Origin of the sequence: Domibacillus sp. 8LH (assembly GCF_038806185.1) — a bacterium.
GTDB lineage: Bacteria > Bacillota > Bacilli > Bacillales > Domibacillaceae > Domibacillus > Domibacillus indicus_A.
The window spans coordinates 83518-104409 of sequence record NZ_JAVJNG010000006.1 but is presented as its reverse complement, the minus strand read 5'-3'; the positions used below and the strand labels follow the sequence as shown (position 1 = coordinate 104409).

Sequence of the window (20892 nt, the reverse complement as noted above, 5' to 3'; positions counted from 1 at the left end):
CACTTCTTACGGCTTTTTCTACTTTTTTATAAAAGAAACCCCAAAAAGGGAATTAAATGATCCCTCCTGGGGTTTTCTTCTTTTCACTTTACGTTTTTATTAGTAAGGAACTTTAAACATATAGCGTCTAACTTCAAGAGGATGATTACGGGCTTCAGCCAATTCAACAGCGTACACACGTAAAACGAAATTAAGCACTAATGGCACCATATATTTTTTTACCTCTTCATCAAAGCCCGTTAAATCAAAGTCTTTTGCATCAAGAATCAGCAGTTTTCCACCGTGCTCTTGAAGGAATTTCAATGCTCGCTCTTCCATTGGACGGGTTTCATCAAGTCCCATTAACAAAATAAACGGGCATTTTTTATCTAAAATTTCAAATGGGCCATGGAAGAATTCTCCTGCATGGATTGCATGGGAATTGATCCACTGCATTTCCATCAAGATACAAATCGCGAATGAGTAAGCAATTCCATAATTCGAGCCGCTCGCCATAGTATAAATCGTTGTTTCGTCTTTGTACTCCTGCGCATATGCTTTTGCTTTTTCCGTGTATTGGGCTTTTACCTTGCGAAGCACTTCATCCATATTTTCCAGGCTGCTTACGATTTTTTCATACTGCTTGTTGCCTTCTTTTACGTACAGCAGACCTGCTGTAAGGCGGTAAAGGACAGCATAGTTCATAAATTCTGGATGAGGATCAAGTTCTCCTGGAGGTGCCCAGCTGTAATTCACGATAAAGTCGGATTCATCTGCCAGCGGTGCTGTTTCAACGTACATGAGAGAAACAACCAATGCTCCTTTGCTTTTTGCAAATTTTGCTGCTTCTGTTGTTTCTGGCGTTTTTCCTTTGTGTGAGCAAAGAATAACCAAAGAGTTTTCACCAAGTGTTCTAGGATTGCGGTAAATAAATTCATTTGAGTTATACACTTCAGCTGTGACATTGCTTGATTCCCGGTCAAGGAAATACTTGCTCGGATACATTAAAGCCGAGGATCCACCGCATGCTACATAAAATACGTGGTCAATGGTTCTGCCTTTGAATGCTTCCAAAATCTCTTCGATTTGCGATTGAGCAGTTGAACAAACACTTGTGACTGTCATGGTTAAACCCTCCTGAAATTGTAATGTTTTATTATATATAAATATATAATAAGTTAAGGTAACCGTCAACACTTGTTATATATTTATATAAATTTTATTATGATAAGTATCTGCAAAAAAAAGAACCAGTCATACATTCCAAACAGTAGCTGCTGATTTGGACTTTTTCAAAAGAAACAGCTATGAAGATCCAGACAAAGGTAGTTTAGCACCACCTTTGTCTGGATCGTGTTTTAAAGATCCATACATATTAGTGATGGATTTTAAACAAGCTTCTTTTCCATTTTTCTTGATAACAGTGACAAAGGATAACAAATGATGAAATAAACAACTAATAACAGTGAATATACTTGGAACGCAATGGCGCCCCCTTCTAATATCTCCACTCGTTCAATCAAAATCTGTGCCGACTTTAACAAGTCCATGTTGCCAATTAAAACGGATAAAGAAGTTGTTTGAACCAAGTTAGAAATCAGCCCTATAATGGATGGAATCATCCGGCGGAATGCCTGAGGGAAAATTACATAACGCATCGTTTGCAGACTGCTCATGCCAAGCGCCAAACTCGCTTCCACCTGTGTAGGAGGAATCGATTGAATCGCACCACGGACCGTAACAGAGATATTTGCGCTGCTCCATAAGCTAAGGCCAATCATGGCAGAAATGTAGCTGTTTACTTCAATTCCTGCTTCCGGCAGGATGAAAAAAACGAGAAAAAGTGTAATAACAATCGGCAGGCCGCGAAACAACTCAGCATACCCTTTTGCTATACTTCGTGCGAGTACGTGTTTAGAGGTTTGCATCACCCCGATGATGACACCGATCACGAGTGAAATGACAATGCAGCTTGCACTAAGAAGCAGTGTTTTCACTAAACCGTCTAATAAAATTTGATAACCTGCCACGGCTGCTCATCCTTTCTTTTGGTGTTTTATTAAAGTTTAATTTGCGTTCAATCTGGCTGAACAGGAATGAAGCGCCCCAGATAACAGCAAGATAAATAACGGCGACTGAAATTAAGATCTCGTATGTTTTAAAATCATAAGCCATACGGTCCATTGCCACGAATGTCATTTCAGCGGCCCCAATACTTGTCATATAAGCCGAGTTTTTAATAAGAGAAATGGCTGTGTTTGAAAAAGAGGGAAAGCTAATTCGGAATCCTAATGGAATGATAATGTAACGGACGATTTGTCCAATGCTCAATCCGAGAGATTGACCAGATTCAATAAGCGATTTAGAAACCGCATCTGTACCGCTGCGGAAGTTTTCAACTGCATAGGCACCGCCCCAAATAGATAACGTTAAAATACCAACAGTAACAGCGGGTAAAGTAATGCCAATGGTCGGAAGGCCAAAGTACAAAAAGAAAACATGTACTAAAAGAGGAGTGTTCCGTGTTACTTCAACAAATATTGTTACAAGCTGCGATAAAATGGGTATATTTAAAGTCCTAATAATAGCGCCTGTAATTCCAATTAACAGGGCAAACAAAATGGCCAGTCCGCTGATCCAGAGTGTTAATTTTAAACCTGTCAGCAGAAGTGGAAATATGTCCGCCATATAAGCAAAATCAAGTCCCATTGTTTTTCCTCCTTTCATCGTTTATTACATGGCATTTTTCAAAAATTGCTTCGTGCGCTCTTCTTTCGGATTGGCGAAAAGCTCTTCCGGAGGACCTTCCTCTACTACAACTCCCCCATCCATAAAAATCACACGATCGCTTACTTCTTTTGCAAATCCCATTTCATGCGTCACAATCATCATGGTTGTTCCTCTTGACGCTAAATCTTTCATAACCTCTAAAACGTCTCTTACTCTCTCTGGGTCAAGAGCCGATGTGACTTCATCAAATAAAATCACTTCTGGATTCATCACGAGAGACCTTGCAATTGCAATACGCTGCTGCTGTCCGCCTGATAATTGATTTGGATAGCTGTCTGCTTTATCCAGCATTCCTACTTGTTCTAATAAAGCCGTCGCCTGCGGCAGCACTTCGCTTTTAGACCGTTTCTGCACTTTTATTGGGGCAAGCAGCAAATTTTCGATTACCGTCATATGAGGGAATAAATTGTAGCTTTGAAATACCATGCCGATTTTTTGCCGCACTTTTTGCAGGGAAGCAGGTGTATAGTCAATTTTTTGGTCGCTGTCTAAATAAACTTCACCTTCATTAATGCTTTCGAGACCGTTAATACAGCGAAGCAAAGTGCTTTTTCCAGATCCGCTCGGCCCGATCACAACAATGACTTCTTTTGGAAAAACATCAAAGTTAACACCTTTGAGGATCGATAGATCCCCAAAGTGTTTATGCAAATTTCGAATGCTCAATTTTGGCTGTATTTTTTCCATTGTGTCTCCTCCATTTCTTTGTTTACGGGCGCGGTACCATTTCCAGCGGATCCAGGTCACCTGTTGGCTCCATATACTTTTCAATGACAGATTTAAAATAATCTTCTTTTCTCATTTCTTCCAATGCACCATTTAAGAAATCCAGCATCTTCGGCTCATTTTTACGTACACCAATCGCCATTGGCGAATCCACTGCCACTTGTTCCCCTACCATCGTATAATCATCTGAATTTTTAATTAGTTCCGACATCAGTACTACATCATGAAGGACGGCATCTGCCCGGCCATCTTTAAATGCACGGAATGCATCCGCAATGCTTTCAATTTTAATTTGCTTAGCTGTTGGTACTTCGGCGTCTAAATAAAGAGAAGCTGTAGATCCTTTAATCACAATAACTTTTTTACCTGCTAAATCTGCCGGCCCCTTAATGTCGCTTCCTTTTGGCACTACTGTAATGGCTCCCCCTTCAAAAAACGGAGTAGTAAAATCAATTTCCTTTTTCCGTTCTTCCGTTGTCCCCAGCGTAGCAGCAATGAAGTCGATCTTTTTAGATGTTAAAAATGGAATACGATTTGTTGCGTTAACGGCCACAAATTCAACTGCATCCTGCGAACCAAATGCGTACTCAGCCATTTTTCTTACTACATCAATTTCATAACCAGCATTCTTTCCTGTTTCATCTAAGTAACCAAGTGGTGGATAATCAACTTTGACACCAACGACGAACTTGCCTCTTTCTTTTATTTCTTCAGGCAGGGCTGGAAGGTTTGTATTAATCTTTTTTTCATTTTCTGCTTCTCCAGCTGTTGTACTTGAATTGCTGCATCCTGCAAGAGCCGAGAAAACAAATACCAAAATAACAGCCAGCATGATCGAAAAACGACGTTTCATCCTCTTCTCCTCACTTTTCCATAGATTTTTAAAATCAATGTTAGAAACTGAATTGCATTTTTTATGAAGAAAGGTAAAGCGGTATTCAATCGGCTTAAGAAATAAAAAGAAGTCTTAAAAAGTACAGATAAATATTGCTAAGTCTATTTCTCTTAAAATGATGCATCACCCTTTTATTTATTATATTTAATTATATATTATTATATAACATGTAAGTCCCGACTTCACCATTCTTATGAGAGATAATCTTACATAAGAATCTTTGGTACAACTGTTTCTGTGTAAGATACTTGAGAAATAAAATCCTCCTCAATTCCATATCCAAATGCCCCCTGGCATCGGCATGTTTTAGCTGCTGCTTTTGCCGCTTCATAAAGAGCTGTTTTAAGGTTGTGATTATCATAATAGGCGGAAAGGAATGTTCCAATAAATGAGTCTCCAGCCCCCATCGTATCAATGACTGTTGTTTGCAAAGGCTGTTGTTCAACCCTTCTTCCTTCTTCAGAGAACACAGCAGGTTTTTCTCCTCTTGTTACACCTACTACTTTCACACCCAGCTGATGAACTTCTTCTATTAATACATCAATGTCTTCAAGCGACAGATCGCTTCCTGAGAAAAAAGCGAATTCTATATAAGGACAAATTTGCTTTAAATACTCTTCACTCCACCGATTAGAGGTAGAAAAATCAAAAGAGATCGACTTATGGGCCAGTCGGGATAGTTCATGATCTGTCTCACTGTTGACACTCATATGAACCAAATCGAACTGATTAATGTAGTCAATATCCTGTTCCGTTAAAGAAAGCTTTACTAATGATTGAACGCGTGTGCCTTTATTTGTTCCTATAAAAATCCGATCTCCGTCTTCCGTAATGGATACCGTTGCTTTCCCGCTTTCTCCATACACTGTACGGCTGCGATATAAATCAATGTTTTCTGACACAAGACAATTTGTGACATGCTCAGCAGCTTCATCATTTCCTATGATACCTAAATAAGCACTTGAAGCCGCTCCCATCCTTTTAGCGGCTACTGCTACATTGACTGCATTTCCCCCAGGATATAACACATTTTGATTTTGGTAATAATCCACCACATTATCACCAATAGCGATCAGTTTCATTTTAATCACCCTTCCTTTTTAAATATTTGAAGATTACTAAAGCTTGTTTGTTTAAAAGGTGTTGTGCATTCACAGTTTTCACGGTAAGATAAATCATTGATCCTTTCATATAATCAATTAAAGCGCTTTCTTACCTTTTGCTATTTCCTGTTCAATGGTTATGGTACCTTCCACACATATCATATAAAGTTATAATATATTATATATACTACCTAAGTAAGCCAAAGTCAATAATAAATTTAAAAATTCTAACTCTTCCGACTACTATCTTTCCTCATGTTATGCCGGGTAAAATAAAAAAACAGAAGAACAAGTTGTCTTCTGCGTTTCTTTAATATAATATTTGCTGTTTAAAGCAAGAAACAGCTTTCGTCAGGCCCTTATATGTCATTGTCTACATCAATGTTAAAGACAACCCGGTTTGTCATATATAGAGATTGAGAAAAATGGATGGGCCGGCTTTGGCGATCATACGTTAATTTCTCTATTGAAAAAAGCGGAAACCCTAAATCACATTGAAATAAATTTGCTTCGTACTCAGACGCTGAAACCACTTCTAACGTTTTTTGAGAACGTGAAAATTCAACACCGTATTTTTCTTTTAGTATTTGATAAGTAGATGGTGCACCAATATACTTTTCAAGATCAGGAAAGTGGTTGAGCGGGAAAAAGGATGTTTCGATAATGAAGGGCAGTTTTTCTTCAACAAAAAGAAGGCGGTGAAGCTTTAACACAGGATCTCCCATAGCAATGCGAAATTTTCCACTTAAATCTTCTGGTGCCTGTATAATTTGGCTTGATAAAATTTGCGAACTCGGCTGCTTTCCAGAAGCGGTTGTTAATTCAGAAAATCCTCCTACAGAAATGAGCTCACGCTTTTCTTTTAATTCTTTTACAAAGGTTCCTTTGCCCTGCATACTATATAAAATGCCTTCTTGAACTAAGTCGGTAATTGCTCTTCGTGACGTAATGCGGCTTACTCCGTATGCTTTACAGATTTCAGATTCAGGAGGCAGCTTTTCTCCCGGCTTATATTTTCCCCTCAATATATCTTCTTTTAAAACCTGCTTTAACTGAAAATACAATGGTTTTTCGCTTGTGTTATTTAATTTCATATAGATGCCCCCTTTTCCTCACTTTTATATTTGTAATACTTAATTATAATATATCATATATTATGTTCTGCAAGAAATGAATAGCTTTTGTTGGTAATCCATTTTTATTATAGAATATGTCTGAATATATATTCCTATACAAACGATAGAAAGCGATTACAAGATTAGGTTGTTTGTATTTGAACTATTTTAACATACCATGCCGAAAATAAAGACACAAAAGGATTTAGTTTTTCTAGAGATGCAAAAAGAACCCTAATCACTGGAATAAGTGTCATAAAAGATAAAAAAGCAGAAGACCTGAAAAAATTCTTCTGCTTTCTACGATATTTAGTTCTTTATCACTTCCCGCTCCCCTATTGCCTGGACAGGGCGGTGGTCATCAGGGAAAATGTGGCGGAAAGTATTGATTTGTTCTTTAGACATTTCAATGGGCTGCTTGAAGACCACCCATTGCACTCCTTCAGAACATGGAGGTGTTGTTAAAGAACCTGCATATTGGTAAGTGTGCTGATTTTTGGGCAAAATATGCGCCAGATCAATCGGCTCCGATACGCTTATTTCTTCGGTTGTTTTTTCTTTTGGTATAGCGTTCCATGTCTGCTCTAATACTGTATTTGTCTTGCCTTCTTTGATCAGTACGCCCAGCACTGCAAGCTGGCCGTCTTTATCTTTATGAACAAGATGCAGCTCCATATCATAGGAATTTCCATTAATCAGGTGTTCACTTGGTGTGTGGAAATGAAATTGTGCCAGTGTGTATCCCTTTCCATTTAATAGAATGGAATTCTTATCTGTTTGAATATTCCCCTGTACAGTGTGCCCATTATTCATGAGTGAGAAAGCACTTGGTGTATAGTTAATTTCTAAATTCTCAAGCTTGGCTGCCTCTTTCGCTTGTGCTTTTTGAATGTTGATTGGAGACTGTTCCGTGCCATTTGCACATGCAGAGTTTAATGGATCCAGCTCTGCCCAATGGCTTGGACCGGTTTCTCCTTCATAAGACCACTCATGTCCCGTTTCTGCCAGGATGCCTTCTTCTCCATTCGCAAACTGCGATGGAAGAAACGTATATGAGGCTAGGGCAAGTGTAAAATATGTAAATGACACAGGTATAGCTATTTTCTTCTTTAACATATTTATCCTCCATTTCATCTTTCTGCTTTTATATTTACCATAATCACCGAAAAAGGAAATGAATCTTTTGAGCTGTTTTTTATTGTATGATGCGAAAATATAGACAAAGTGTATAAAGGAACCTTTAAATTGGAAGCCATGTTAAATCTAAACTGGTTTAAATAAGGGATTGGGGGCACACTGCTTTTTAGGGGGTGAGGGGAATGTATAAAGGATTTGAAATTGCCGAGCTGTCATCCGAGCAAACCAAAAAAATCCAGCAGCTTGAAAGAGAGCTGGAATGTACCCTTATTGCGTATGAGCGTCAAAATGAGCTCCCGCATGTAACGGAACAGCCAGTGGATTTGGTATGAAAAAAGGCAGCTTCTAAGCTGCCTGAAATACTTTTTAAAAGTTCATCCTCGATTGCCCGCCATCGACATTAATGCTTGTCCCGACCAGCCAGGATGCTTTTTCTGAAGCAAGAAAAGCAACCACATTTGCGACTTCTTCAGCTGTTCCAAAACGGCCCGCCGGAATCTCATTTTGAACAAACGCGTTGATTTTCTCCGGGTTTTCTTCCAGACGTCTTTTCCAGTTGCCGCTTTCGTGCAAAATACTGCCCGGTGCCACACTGTTTACACGGATACCATCCCGGATCACTTCGTCAGCCATCGATTTCGTGAAACTAATCAACGCCGCTTTCGCGTTATTATAAGTCACCTTACCTCCGCTTTCTCTGCCAAATACAGATGTGATATTAATGATCGCTCCTGACTGCTTTTTCTTCATCTCTTCAACCGCTAATTTGCTTAAATGCACGGCTGAGAAGTAGTTCAGCTCCATCGCTTCATAAAATAAATCCATATCGGTTTCGGCTGCTTTTCCGCCATTGCTGCCGCCGGCATTGTTGATGAGCACATCGATCGTTCCGTGCTGTTCCATAAACGAGTGGATAAGCGCTTCCCGCTCGTCGGCCTTCAGTAAATCTGTTTGAAAGATGGATACGCTTCCGCCTAGTTCTTCTTTTGTTTGTTGGAGTGCTTCTATTCCACGGGCTGCAATGGACACGTTTGCTCCTTCTTCTATAAGCGTTTCTGCAATCGCCCGTCCGATTCCTTTTGAGCCTCCTGTGATCAAAACATGCTTGCCTTTTAATTGTAAATCCACTTCATCATCCCCTGTTTGCTTGATTTGCTTCTACGGTTTTATCTTAGCTCTTTTTCTTTCCGATTGTCCAAGATAATAGGTCATTTGACTTTGGCTGCCTTCCATTGCTCCCATAAGGTTAACCTGCGCTCTGATATTCGAATCCATGTCCCCGGCTTTACGGACTTGGACAACGTATAAACATGATTTTCATATATAAGCCGATGATTTGCCCGTACCTGGCCGATTCTTAAATCAAGATAAGGAAAACCGCGGTTCATATTTTTTATGTAATATGTGCCGTTTTTTTCTTCAAATACTTCTTCACCTTCTGCATTTGAAGGCATTCCTACCGCAAAGTCTTTGTAGGAAAGCTCTGTTTGAACGATTTGATCATGTGATAATTGATAGGACTCGACTACGTCCGACAAATGAATCGAGTGTGTGTACTGAATTTGAAAGGTTTCTGCTCCTTTTAATGGCACGTAGGCGAGCAGGCTGTCTTTATTTTCATAAGTCAGCGCGATCACCTGCCTGTACGGATAGAAAAAAACGAGGGTGGAAACGAACAGAATCGTTAGTGCTGCCGCACTGATTACTTTAGCTTTCAACCGAATCACCCCTTTAAAAAAATGAAGTCGACAGGCCGCAGTGCAGCCTATCGACTAAAAGGTGTTTACTTAGAAACGCCTGCTTCTTCAAAATATTTAGCTGCCCCTGGGTGCAGCTCCATATCGCCTAAACCTTCAAGAGCCGTTTCCGGTGTAATAAATTCTCCTTTGGCGTGAGTGATTTGATCGGTGTTTTCATAAAGCGCTTTTGTCATTTCGTACACAAGATCTTCATCGACGTCTTTTGACGCTACAAGCATAGCTTTAACAGCAACCGTTTTTACATCTTCCTTAATTTTATAAGTTCCGCTTGGGACTGTGTCTTCTGCATAATATGGATACTTTTCAACAAGCTCCTGGATTTTATCGTCAGCAATCGGGATGAGCACGACGTCATTTTGTGCGGACAACGCTTCTACGGCACCAGTAGGTGTTCCAGCTGTGATAAACGCTGCGTCAATGTTTCCAGATTGAATCCCGTCCGTCGATTCATCAAAAGAAAGATTTTGGGCTTTAATGTCTTTGTCCGACATTCCATGAATCTCTAACACCTGCATGGCATTAATGTAAGCGCCCGATCCAGGTGCTCCAACAGAGACCGTTTTTCCTTCCAAATCTTCAACCGATTTGATGCCGCTTTTAGCGGTTGTCACAAGCTGCACCGTTTCCGGGTATAGGGAAGCGATCGCCTGGACATTATCAATGGGGTCTCCTTCAAACATTTCTTTTCCTTCAATGGCATAAGCGGCAATATCTGTTTGAGAAAAAGCCAGCTCTGCTTCTCCGGCCCGCAGTGTTTCCATATTCTCTGCAGAAGCACCGGATGTCTGCGGAGTGATATTTGCATCCGTTTTATCGGAAATAATATTAGCGATTTGTCCGCCAAGCGGATAATACGTCCCCCCTGTGCCGCCCGTTAGCAAGCTCAAATCCTGGCTTGCGCTTCCGCCGCCTCCACTTCCTTCGCCTGTGTCGGCCGTGCCGCCGTCGCTGCTTTCACCACAGGCAGCCGTGATGGCAGCCGTCATTAAAACTGTGCCGAATAATACGCTAAAACGAGATTTTTTCATACATACATCCTCCCTTTTTCTCCTTAATCACAGCAGTACAAATTGAACAAACCTTTCTTATATATAGAAGAGCAGGAACAAATGAATCTTTTTGCTTTGTTTCCTGTCTTTGATTGAGCAAAAATGGCTCGATAACAGCCGATCATTTTACTTTTGGATAACCTGTTTCAGGCTTGTCTTGCAAGGCGTTTCTGCCCCCTTTGTCCTGCTTCCATACATACTGTAAGGCCAGCAGTACGCCAAACATCACTAACCCTGTAATATCAGAGATAGTTTCCGGGTAAATAAGTAGCAGCCCTACAATGCAGGCGGTGATTCGTTCAAGCCAGTGCATGTTTCTCATCCAGTGGCCGATCACACCGGCTCCGATGGCAATCATGCCAATCATCGCCGTCAGCATAACCCAAACGACCTCTCCCCAGCTCGTATTGATCATTAACATTTCAGGTGAAAGAACAAAAATATACGGGATGATAAAAGCGGCAATGGCCAGCTTCGACGATTCAATCCCGGTTTTAATCGGTTCTCCTCCCGACACGCCGGCTGCGGCAAAGGCGGCCAGTGCTACAGGCGGTGTAATGTCAGCGATAATACCAAAGTAAAATACAAACAAATGAGCAGATAAATCAGGTACACCGAGTAAAATCATGGCCGGCGCTGCGATTGTGGAAGTGATCACGTAGTTCGCTGTTGTCGGTGAACCCATCCCAAGTACAAGTGCAGCGATCATCGTCAGGATAAGCGTAGGGATTAAGTAACCGCCTGCAAGATCAATTAAGCCATTGGCCAGTTTTAATCCCAGTCCTGTTTTTGTCACAATGCCTACGATAATTCCGGCTGCTGCCGTCGCTGCCGCTACAGCAAGGGCTGTGCGTGCGCCGTCTACGAGTGCATGCACAATATCAACAGCTTTCATTCCCCCGTCTTTATTAATAAAACCAACAATAATGGAAATGACAATGGAATAAAGCGCGGCATGCGTAACGGTTATATTAGACATCAGCAGCAAAATAATCGCGATAATTGGAATGAGTAAATATACTTTTCCGAATACTTCTTTTCTGCTTGGCATTTCTTCTTTTGTCAGCCCGCGCAGCCCAAGCCGTTTTGCTTCAAAGTGGGTCATAATCCAAATGCCTGAAAAGTACAGAATCGCCGGGATGGCAGCTGCTTTGGCGATATCCCAGTATGTAATGCCGTTTCCGATAAACTCAACCATCAAAAAAGCCGCTGCACCCATAATAGGCGGCATCAGCTGCCCGCCTGTTGAAGCTGACGCTTCGACAGCTCCAGCGAATTCTTTCTTGTAACCAAGGTTTTTCATCATTGGGATCGTAAAAGCACCAGACGTTACCACATTCGCAACAGAACTTCCACTGATCGTTCCTTGAAGGGCACTTGAAAAAATCGCTACTTTCGCAGGCCCGCCAATGCTTCTGCCGGCAATGGCAATGGAAAGATCATTAAAATACTGCCCAACGCCTGTCCGTATTAAGAAAGCGCCAAATAACAGAAATAAAAAGATAAAAGTAGATGAAACAGCCAGTGGCGTGCCTAAAATTCCTTCTGTTGTGAAAAACATCGTTTGAACCATACGCTCCAGGGTCAATCCGCGGTGAGACAAAAAGCCCGGCATGTACGAGCCAAAAAGTCCATAAAGCATAAAAAGGAGCGCAATCATCATAATCGGCAGACCAACCGTTCTCCTGGTTGCTTCCAATACAAGCACAATCGCTGTCACACCAACCGCGAAATCCAGCGGCTCGAGACGGCCGACACTCATGACCAGTTCTTCAAAACGGAGCGGCCAATACGCACCTACACCGATGCTTAAGATAGAGAAAATTAAGTCATACCAGGCTACCTGAAGCTTTCCTCTTTGTCTCTTTTTTCGGTTAGCCGGAAACAGCAGAAATATTAAGGAAAGGGCAAAGCCTAAATGTACGGTGCGCTGAATTTGAGCTGTGAAAACACCAAAAACAGCTGTATAAAGCTGAAACAGGGAAAAAGCCAAAAGGCCAAAAAAAGCAATATACCCGAGCAGGCCGGTTAACTTTCTTGTTCCTGCTTCTGGATCATATTTTTCAAGCAGCTTCTGTTGTTCTTCTTCTGATAAATAGCTTGCTTCATGCTTGGTTGTCAATCCACATCTTCTCCTTTCATTCGTTTCACTATGAAACTTTTTAGTTGAAGTTCTTTAAAAAAAAACATTTTTTACAATTTTAACTATAGATGAACCAAAATGCCCAAAGCCTTTTTTTGTAAGATTTTCTTCCATACTTTATAAAAAATGTTATTTATTTTATGCGCTTGTCCATCTAAATATTCCTCTGGCTTTTCATGTACGGAGTGAAGATGCCGTGCTGCTAAATGGAATTTTTCCAGAACATAAGAAGGCTGCCTATCACTGTTGACTCTCCTCCTAGGGGAGGCTTTGTAGTATGAACTGTACAATTCTTGATAGAAAGGGCAGAATGAAATGCGAAGTTATGGAATGGTATTAACCATTTTATTGATGAATTTGTTTATTGCGTTTTTGGGGATCGGTCTTGTAGTGCCGGTAACGCCTACTATTATGAACGAGCTGAATATAAATGGAGCGATCGTCGGTTGTATGGTTGCTGCGTTCGCGGTAACACAGCTTATAGACCCTCCTCCAGCAGGAAAGTGTGTGCTTATCGCTTACGAGTTTGATCCAGAAACGTATTGGGAAAGTTATCGTAAACTAGTGAAGAGGATCATTCAACAGCAAATTACCGTCTTAAGCGATGTGTATGAGCTGTTCATGCCTATCTACTATTCACCACCGCGGCCCGAGGCTTATTTAGTAGAAATGAAAATTCGTATTTTAAATTAAAAAGCAAAAAGGCCGGGAAGCATTCTGCTTCCCGGCCTTTTTTATAACGTACAAAGATTATTTGGATGTCGGCGCAAGGCTCGCTTCTGGAGACGTGACATTGTCGTAGAACTGAACATATTTATCACGGTCTTCACTGTTACGGTATGCCATTGCCACACGTGGATGTTCGTTTAAAACGCCTGAGATCATGTAAGGAATAATGTAGCCCCACTCCCATTTCTGGCGCATTTCCAGCATATGGTCTTCAATCACTTTTAATACAGGCTTCATTTCGTAGCTTGGCTTTTGAATATGGCTCACAAGAAGTTCTGTGTTGCAGTTTCCTGCTGCGCGGCCCATGCCGTATACAGAAGAATCAAGGAACGTTACACCATTGCGCAGAGCTGTTAGCGTGTTCGCAAATGCCAGCTGCATGTTATTGTGAGTATGAATGCCAAGCTGTTTGTTTGGAATCATCGATTTGAATTTTTTTACCTGATGCTCAATGTCAGCAGGGTCAAGGCTTCCAAATGAGTCTACAATATATACCACATCAACCGGGCTTTCTTTTACCATTTCAAAGGCTTCGATCAGTTGATGTTCAGGCACACTTGATAGTGCCATAATATTCAAAGACGTTTCGTAGCCTAAGTCATGGAACATTTGTACAAGCTCCAAGCCTTTATCTACTTCACGGATGTAGCAGGCTACCCGGATCATATCCAGAGGGCTTTCTTCGCGCGGAAGAACGTCATTCGGATCGACACGGCCAATGTCAACCAGCGCAGACAGCTTCGTGAATTTTTTCTCCGGTAAAATTTCTTTTAAAAAGTTATCATCAAGAAATCTCCACGGATTAGGTTCAGTCGCATTTAAAAGTCTCGCGGAATTTTTATATCCGATTTCCATATATTCAACACCTGCTTCGCTCAAACCATTGTATAGGTCTTGAACAAATTCAATGCTGAAATCCCAGTTATTAACTAAACCGCCGTCACGAATTGTACAGTCGATAATCTTGCTGCGTTGTTCCATAGTCGTCGTTCCTCCTGTTTCTTCTGTGTAAAGCATATTCGCTTTCGCGCTTTTACGCTTTTATGCTTTTATGCTTTTATGTGATAAAGTATCTTGTTATGTTTATATCATGTTTTCCATTAGACTGTCAATACTTTTTTCAACATTTGATACTTTTCGTCAAAAATCATCTGTTTTTTTCCTTTTTCCCCGTTTGTTTCTGCTATTGTATCCCAAGGGTGCTCTTCTGTACATAGAAAACGGGGATTTAACGGAACGAATTCTTTATTGCTACCTCACCCTATGCTTTTAACTTCTCCAGCGATGTCCCAAAATAATCCGTGATGATATAAGTTCATTTCCCCATTCAACAGCTGTAGATGGATGAGGATGTTCTGGCAGCCATTCTCTTTTACTTTTGCTGTCTAACTCACTTTCGTCCCCATAGAAAAAGCACCTTCAAGTTGATTCAGGGATTCCATACCTGTTTTCAACTTAAAGGTGCTCATTTGTTCTGCTTTGCAGAATGATCAGCTAAATGATGTTATTTAAAAAAGCGATTATTCGGATTCCCCTACAACCGAGAAACGTGCATTTACATGCTCTGGATTTTCCATTTCATCTAATACAGCAATCGCATAGTCTGCATAGCTGATGTAGCTTTCACCTTTTGCATTTAAAATCAGATTGTCCTGACCTTTTTGGTACGTACCCGTACGCTTGCCTGCCGGGTCAAAGAATCCAGCTGGGCTGATGTATGTCCACGTAATACCGCTTGTGCGTTCCAGTTCAGCCAGATTTTTTCCCATATTCACCGCTGTTGGAAGATAGGCTTCTGGAAAGTCAGGTGTTTCGAATACTCGGACTGTTTTTGCTTCATCTACGAATAAGCTGCCGGCACCCCCAACGACAACTAATTTTGTTTTCGGCGCGCCTTTTAGCGCTTCAATCAGTACTTGACCCGCTTCCACATGCAGATGCTCTTCGCCTGGAGCGGCATTAAAGGCATTCACAACTACATCAAATACCTTTATATCCTCTGCTTTCAAATCAAAAATGTCTTTTTCGATGACGGCTGCTTTTTCATCTTGTACGTTTGAAGCGTTGCGGACAATGGCGGTTACTTCATGTCCTCTTGAGAACGCTTCTTTTAAAATGAAACTTCCCGCTTTCCCACTTGCGCCAATTACTCCGATTTTCATCTTTTTTCCTCCTGAGCTTATCATAATATTTGTAACAACTTTAATTACATTTAAACTAAAAAAGAAACTGCAAAAAGCAGTGATTCGTTCTATTTGTAACTATATATGTTACAAATAGAAAAGTCAACTCTTGCTCCTTCTTTTTTTACATACCTTCACACGTAAGGAGTACGGCTGTTTTGAGAAAAGCCGATAAGGCGCAGGGCGCGCAGCTTCCCTGTCGGCTCTTTTTAAGAAGCGATATTTCCCGAAAAGTCTCCTGCCCGTTTTGGACAGTGAAAGCTCTCACAAAAAAAGACTGACGACAAAATCGTCAGTCTCAAAGCGGTCAAACGGCCGCTTTTTGCGCTTTAGGAAGATTCATAAAGCATTTATTTGTTTGATTCTGCTTGCTTAAAGCCCGCAGTCTTAAGGAAGAAAGCAAGAACCAAACCAATAACAGCCAGGATCCAACCGAAAGTAAAAGCATTCTGCACGCCTGCGGTTAACGCTTCTCCAATCACAGACGGATCCGTTGGGTCTTTTATGTTCTTCATGAAATCAAGCTGTGCCGAAGACATAATCGTAATCGCCACAGCCGTACCGATCGCTCCAGACACCTGCTGTAACGTGTTCATCAGTGCGGTTCCATCCGGATACAGGTTTTTTGGCAGCTGGTTTAAGCCGTTTGTCTGGGCCGGCATCATGATCAAGGAAATGCCGATCATGAGAAGAGAATGCATTACGATAACCGCTAACATAGATGTTTCCGTTGTCACACGGGATAAACTCCATAAGGTAACAATGACAAGAATAAACCCGGGAATCACTAATCCCTTTGGTCCATATTTATCAAAAATACGACCTGTCAGCGGAGACATTAAACCGTTCAGCACTCCGCCCGGCAAAAGAACAAGGCCGGCTGTAAAAGCTGCTAATCCCAGTCCTGTCTGCAAGTATAAAGGCAGCAGGATCGCGGAAGACAAAATCACCATAAAAGCGATAAAAACAATGAAAAGCCCAAGCGTAAACATCGGGTATTTAAACACACGTAAATCAATCATTGGCTGCTCCATCTTAAATTGTCTAAGAGAAAACAAAACAAGCGCCACACATCCAACCGCAAGAGCGATCATTACGATAGAACTCGACCATCCGTCTTCGCCGGCTGTACTGAAGCCATAAACAATGCCTCCAAAACCAAGAGAGGATAAAACAACAGAAATGGCGTCAATCTTCGGCTTTGTAATCGTGGATACGTTTTGCATGTACACCATGCCAAAAAACAGCGCAAACACTAAAAACGGCAAAGACAGCCAGAAAATCCAGTGCCAGGTCAAGTTTTCAATCAATAAACCAGAAATCGTAGGCCCGATCGCCGGAGCGAACATAATTACTAAGCCCATCAGCCCCATAATGGCGCCTCTTCGATGAATAGGGAAAATCAATAAAATCGTGTTAAACATGAGCGGCAGAAGCAGGCCTGTTCCAAGCGCCTGAATGACCCGTGCCACCATCAGTATGCTAAAGCTGGGTGCTAATGCCGCTATGAGCGTTCCGATAATCGAAAAAAGCAAAGCTGCCATAAACAGCTGCCTTGTGCTGTACCATTGCAGCAAAAGGCCCGTCACCGGAACTAATATCCCCAGTGTTAATAAGTAGCCCGTAGTCAGCCACTGGATCGTTGCAGATCCTACATTGAACTGCTGAATCAAATCTCCAAGCGCCATATTAAGCGCTGTTTCACTAAATAACCCAATAAATCCCGCGATTAAAAAGGAAATTAAAATAGGGATCGTTTTCACATTTTCTTGTTGCTTTGCTGCAGTACTTGCTGCCATCTATCCATTCCTCCCTTTAAAGGCTAAGCCTTCTCCAAATTACCCGCTTTTCTTAGTCAGCAGCATCGGTATCTGCTCCGCGATCACACGAAGAGGCTTATCACTCTTGGCTGTAAGAGAAAGAAGAATGCCTCCTTCTATGACGGCAAGAATGATGATACCAAAATCCTCTGCCTGCTTTTCACTGTACCCAGCCTTTATGAACTTTCTAGAATACGTTTCCTTCCACTCTTCAAATGCTGAATGACAGGCTTTTTGAATAGGCTCGCTCGTCGAATGTTTTTCAGATGCAATTGCTCCGATTGGAAATCCAACTGGCTCTTTTTCATCCCGCATTACCTCGACCAATTCGCAAATATGGTCCTGAACAGCTTTGATTGGATCTTCAGTTCGCTCGAACACTTCTTCAATAAAACCAATTACTACGCCCTTTGTGTGACGAATGGCTTCAACAGCCAGCCCTTCTTTTCCATCAGGAAAATAGTGATAAAGCGATCCTTTTGGAATCCCGCTTTCTTTCAAAATGTCATTAAGGCCAACTCCGTCATATCCACGCATACGAAACAGCCTGGAAGCTGTTTCAATCAGCATCCCTTTCGTATTAAGCTTTTTGGTCATAGTTCACCTCTTCACAAATTAAACCGACCGGTCTAATATAATGCATTATTTTACATTTGTCAATGTAGAAAACTTCATTAACTTATTTATTACCTAAATGCTCAAGTCGGAGACGGACCGTTTATTTAAAATACAGAAGCAGAATTTTATTCAAAGCTTTGTACATATTTGCTTGGGATGGCTGCTGTTTAACAGAGGATCATAGAACTCGTTAAGCGGTTAACAGTTTATGAAGCATATAGCGAGCCTACCCGTTCAAAACAACTATAACAAAGCGGAAAAGCAGGCAATATATCCAGTTCTTTTTTCCTAGCAGCTTAAAAAATTGCAGATAATCATAAGAAAGTTTAGAAAGGCTTCCTGTTTTAAAGCGCTACACTGAGAAAAAGCCAAGTTTCTCATTTTATGAAAGCGCTTCAAACAATAAGGATTGAGGGGGATAAATGGTGAAAAAACGTTCAAAGAAAGACACAGGTAATAAATTAGTAGTTGCTGTACTTGCAAGCGGGCTTCTTCTTTCTGGTACTAATCTTTATGTGTCTGCCTCTGAAACAATCTCTACTGATCAAATACAGCAAAAAGAAGGGTTTGTTAAAGCCGCAAATACAGTTCCAAAACTGGTTAATGCAGAGTCAATCGATGCGGTTATAAACGCTATGACCTTACAAGAAAAAGCCTTTTTATTGGTAGGCGGCAATAAAGGAGGATTAACTTCTGAAAATGGAGAAGTAATCGGCGGCCAATCAACCAAAGTTCCGGGTGCTGCCGGCCAAACACAGGCCATTCCGCGTTTAGGTATTCCAGCTATCGTATTGGCAGACGGACCAATGGGTGTACGGATTAGTCCAACGAGAGAAAATGATGCAAAAACATACTACGCAACGAAGTTTCCTTCCCCAACGGTTCTCGCCTCTACCTGGGATGCTGATTTGGTAAAAGAAGTCGGAGACGCGACTAGTGAAGAAATGAAGGCCTATGGGATCGACCTCCTTCTTGCTCCCGGCATGAATATTCAAAGTTATCTACTAAATGGAAGGAATTTTGAATATTTTTCAGAGGATCCGGTTGTTACGGGTAAATTAGCCACAGCTTTCGTTAATGGTGTAGAAGAAAATGGTGTGGGCACAACGATTAAACATTTTGCGGCTTTCAATCAGCGGACAAACAATAACGGAAATATGATCGTCAGTCAAAGAGCATTACGGGAAATTTACTTAAAAGGATTTGAAATGACAGTAAAAGAAGCGAAGCCTTGGTCGATAATGGATTCCTACAATAAAATTAATGGCACATACGCAACCGAAAACAAAGAATTACTAACAGATGTGTTACGAAATGATTTTGGCTTTACTGGATTTGCGATGACAGACTGGGAGTTTGCCGACCGGGACATCGTCAAGCAAATGGAAGCAGGTACAAACTTATTAATGCCAGGAAGAGCAGCGCAATCGGAAGCTATTATCGCAGCTGTTGAAAGTGGGCTTTTAGATGAAAAAATTTTAGATCGAAATGTTAAAGAAATTCTTCAAATTGTTGTGCAGTCCCCTACCTTCAAAGGAGCAGAGCCAACAAACTCACCAGACCTTGCAGCGGGAGCAAAAGTAGCGAGAACGGCAGCTGCCCAGGGAATGGTGCTTCTGCAAAACAAGAATCAGGCTCTGCCTATCAAAAACAATGTAAGCGCTTCTTTATTTGGTGTCCCCGTTAGTGAAATCAACACAGGTGGAAGAGGAAGTGCTCTCGTTTATGCGCCTTATCAGCTTGGCATTGCAGAAGGGCTGCGAAATGCCGGCCTGACGTTGAATGAATCTCTGCTTACAAAATACGACCAATATGCAGCAGACTTACGGAGCCAGGATGCGTACAAAGGAACACCGGGCACTTTCGGTTCTGTTGGACCGAAGCTTCCTGAGATGGACATTACCGAGGATGTGCAAACAGCAGCAGCCAACACGGATATTGGAATCGTTGTAATTGGCACTGCTCCTGGTTCTTATGCTGTCGATCGCGCCAAAGAAGATTTTTATTTGTCTCCTTCACAAAAAGAAATGGTAGAAAAAGTGTCCAAAGCGTACCGCGATCAAGGCAAGAAAGTGATTGCTGTCTTAAACGTAGAAGGTCCTGTTGAAGTGGAAAGCTGGAAAGAAAAAGTAGATGGCATCCTTCTTTCCTGGCAACCGGGGCAGGAGCTTGGAAACGCCGTTGCGGATGTTTTGACTGGTAAAGTAAATCCATCTGGTAAACTAGCTCAAACATTTCCGGTTGATTATACCGATCTTCCGTATGCGGACCGCTATCCTGGCTCACCGGATGGATTCCCTTATGAAGAGGATATTTATGTTGGTTACCGCTACAATACTACCTTTAATGTAAAACCTTCTTATGAATTTGGCTATGGCTTGTCTTACACTACATTTGATTACGACAAAGTGAAAGCCACAAAGAAATTCAAAGACACACTATCTATTAGTACGACCGTAAAAAACACTGGAAAAGTACCAGGAAGAGAAGTAGTCCAAGTATACGTGTCTGCGCCTGACGGAAAACTGGAGAAGCCTTCTCTAGAGCTGAAAGCATTCACTAAAACGGCCGAACTGAAGCCAGGAAAAAAAGAAAAAGTAACGTTTGGACTGGGTGCAAAGGATTTAGCATCATTCAGTGAAGAACTTTCTGCCTGGGTGCTTGAAAAAGGCACGTACACCATTCAAGTGGGCGCTTCTTCTGAGGATATTAAAGACACGGCCACTTTTACAGTTGCAGAAGATATCATTGTTGAAAAGGTCAGTGATGTACTAGAACCTGAAACAGCTATCGAACGTCTTTCAAAAAGGTAACGACTTTCTATAAAAGCAAGTAATCATTAGCA

Annotated in this window: 18 protein-coding genes and 1 pseudogene; 3 read left to right on the top strand and 16 right to left on the bottom strand. The window is 41.4% G+C overall.

Features of this window, described 5'->3' with window-relative positions:
* Positions 1–99: 99 nt before the first annotated feature.
* The 8 genes from RG959_RS10630 to RG959_RS10595 form a co-directional block, all read right to left on the bottom strand.
* A complete protein-coding gene (locus tag RG959_RS10630; protein ID WP_342797088.1) occupies positions 100–1104 on the bottom strand; it encodes an SIS domain-containing protein in 1005 nt (334 codons plus the stop codon).
* Positions 1105–1367: 263 nt separating this feature from the next.
* The gene (locus tag RG959_RS10625) at positions 1368–2009 is read right to left on the bottom strand and encodes an amino acid ABC transporter permease (RefSeq protein WP_342797087.1); all 642 of its coding nucleotides are present in this window, start codon (positions 2007–2009) and stop codon (positions 1368–1370) included.
* Entirely contained in the window at positions 1957–2688 is a 732-nt protein-coding gene (locus RG959_RS10620; protein ID WP_342797086.1) for an amino acid ABC transporter permease, read from the bottom strand. The genes RG959_RS10625 and RG959_RS10620 overlap by 53 nt, the downstream gene beginning before the upstream one ends.
* Before the next feature lie 24 nt (positions 2689–2712).
* Positions 2713–3456: an amino acid ABC transporter ATP-binding protein gene (locus tag RG959_RS10615; protein WP_342797085.1), complete on the bottom strand. Its 744-nt coding sequence runs from the start codon at positions 3454–3456 to the stop codon at positions 2713–2715.
* Positions 3457–3478: 22 nt separating this feature from the next.
* On the bottom strand, positions 3479–4348 hold the full coding sequence (locus RG959_RS10610) for a transporter substrate-binding domain-containing protein (protein WP_342797084.1): 870 nt from the start codon (positions 4346–4348) through the stop codon (positions 3479–3481).
* Positions 4349–4596: 248 nt separating this feature from the next.
* The gene (locus RG959_RS10605; protein ID WP_342797083.1) at positions 4597–5472 is read right to left on the bottom strand and encodes a PfkB family carbohydrate kinase; all 876 of its coding nucleotides are present in this window, start codon (positions 5470–5472) and stop codon (positions 4597–4599) included.
* 380 nt (positions 5473–5852) lie between these two features.
* Complete coding sequence (locus RG959_RS10600; RefSeq protein WP_342797082.1) at positions 5853–6587, bottom strand: UTRA domain-containing protein; 735 nt, start codon at positions 6585–6587, stop codon at positions 5853–5855.
* Positions 6588–6917: 330 nt separating this feature from the next.
* Positions 6918–7724: a carbonic anhydrase gene (locus tag RG959_RS10595; protein WP_342797081.1), complete on the bottom strand. Its 807-nt coding sequence runs from the start codon at positions 7722–7724 to the stop codon at positions 6918–6920.
* Between the two features lie 203 nt (positions 7725–7927).
* Here RG959_RS10595 and RG959_RS10590 point away from each other — a divergent pair, with 203 nt between their 5' ends.
* Positions 7928–8077: a hypothetical protein gene (locus RG959_RS10590; protein WP_251272541.1), complete on the top strand. Its 150-nt coding sequence runs from the start codon at positions 7928–7930 to the stop codon at positions 8075–8077.
* Between the two features lie 34 nt (positions 8078–8111).
* Here the strand turns inward: RG959_RS10590 and RG959_RS10585 are convergent, their stop codons facing one another.
* The 4 genes from RG959_RS10585 to RG959_RS10570 all read right to left on the bottom strand — a co-directional run bounded on the left by RG959_RS10585 (position 8112) and on the right by RG959_RS10570 (position 12676).
* Positions 8112–8873, bottom strand: a complete 762-nt coding sequence (locus RG959_RS10585; protein ID WP_342797080.1) for an SDR family NAD(P)-dependent oxidoreductase — start codon at positions 8871–8873, stop codon at positions 8112–8114.
* 80 nt (positions 8874–8953) lie between these two features.
* Positions 8954–9463, bottom strand: a complete 510-nt coding sequence (locus tag RG959_RS10580; RefSeq protein ID WP_342797079.1) for a DUF1850 domain-containing protein — start codon at positions 9461–9463, stop codon at positions 8954–8956.
* Positions 9464–9528: 65 nt separating this feature from the next.
* Positions 9529–10533: a TAXI family TRAP transporter solute-binding subunit gene (locus tag RG959_RS10575; protein ID WP_342797078.1), complete on the bottom strand. Its 1005-nt coding sequence runs from the start codon at positions 10531–10533 to the stop codon at positions 9529–9531.
* A gap of 142 nt (positions 10534–10675) precedes the next feature.
* Positions 10676–12676 carry a TRAP transporter permease gene (locus RG959_RS10570; protein ID WP_342797077.1) on the bottom strand — a complete coding sequence of 667 codons (2001 nt, stop codon included), beginning with the start codon at positions 12674–12676 and terminating at the stop codon, positions 10676–10678.
* Between the two features lie 336 nt (positions 12677–13012).
* On the opposite strand from RG959_RS10570, the pseudogene RG959_RS10565 reads away from it, so the two are divergent.
* Positions 13013–13207, top strand: a pseudogene (locus tag RG959_RS10565) (MFS transporter); the annotation flags it as partial.
* A 240-nt stretch (positions 13208–13447) separates the two neighbouring features.
* Here RG959_RS10565 and RG959_RS10560 read toward each other — a convergent pair.
* The 4 genes from RG959_RS10560 to RG959_RS10545 all read right to left on the bottom strand — a co-directional run bounded on the left by RG959_RS10560 (position 13448) and on the right by RG959_RS10545 (position 18026).
* Positions 13448–14407, bottom strand: a complete 960-nt coding sequence (locus tag RG959_RS10560; RefSeq protein WP_251272546.1) for an aldolase catalytic domain-containing protein — start codon at positions 14405–14407, stop codon at positions 13448–13450.
* A gap of 539 nt (positions 14408–14946) precedes the next feature.
* Complete coding sequence (locus tag RG959_RS10555; RefSeq protein ID WP_342797076.1) at positions 14947–15588, bottom strand: NAD(P)-dependent oxidoreductase; 642 nt, start codon at positions 15586–15588, stop codon at positions 14947–14949.
* Positions 15589–15959: 371 nt separating this feature from the next.
* A complete protein-coding gene (locus RG959_RS10550) occupies positions 15960–17408 on the bottom strand; it encodes a DHA2 family efflux MFS transporter permease subunit (protein WP_342797075.1) in 1449 nt (482 codons plus the stop codon).
* Between the two features lie 39 nt (positions 17409–17447).
* Positions 17448–18026, bottom strand: a complete 579-nt coding sequence (locus RG959_RS10545; RefSeq protein WP_342797074.1) for a TetR/AcrR family transcriptional regulator — start codon at positions 18024–18026, stop codon at positions 17448–17450.
* A gap of 446 nt (positions 18027–18472) precedes the next feature.
* On the opposite strand from RG959_RS10545, the gene RG959_RS10540 reads away from it, so the two are divergent.
* The gene (locus tag RG959_RS10540) at positions 18473–20860 is read left to right on the top strand and encodes a glycoside hydrolase family 3 N-terminal domain-containing protein (RefSeq protein ID WP_342797073.1); all 2388 of its coding nucleotides are present in this window, start codon (positions 18473–18475) and stop codon (positions 20858–20860) included.
* Positions 20861–20892: the final 32 nt, after the last annotated feature.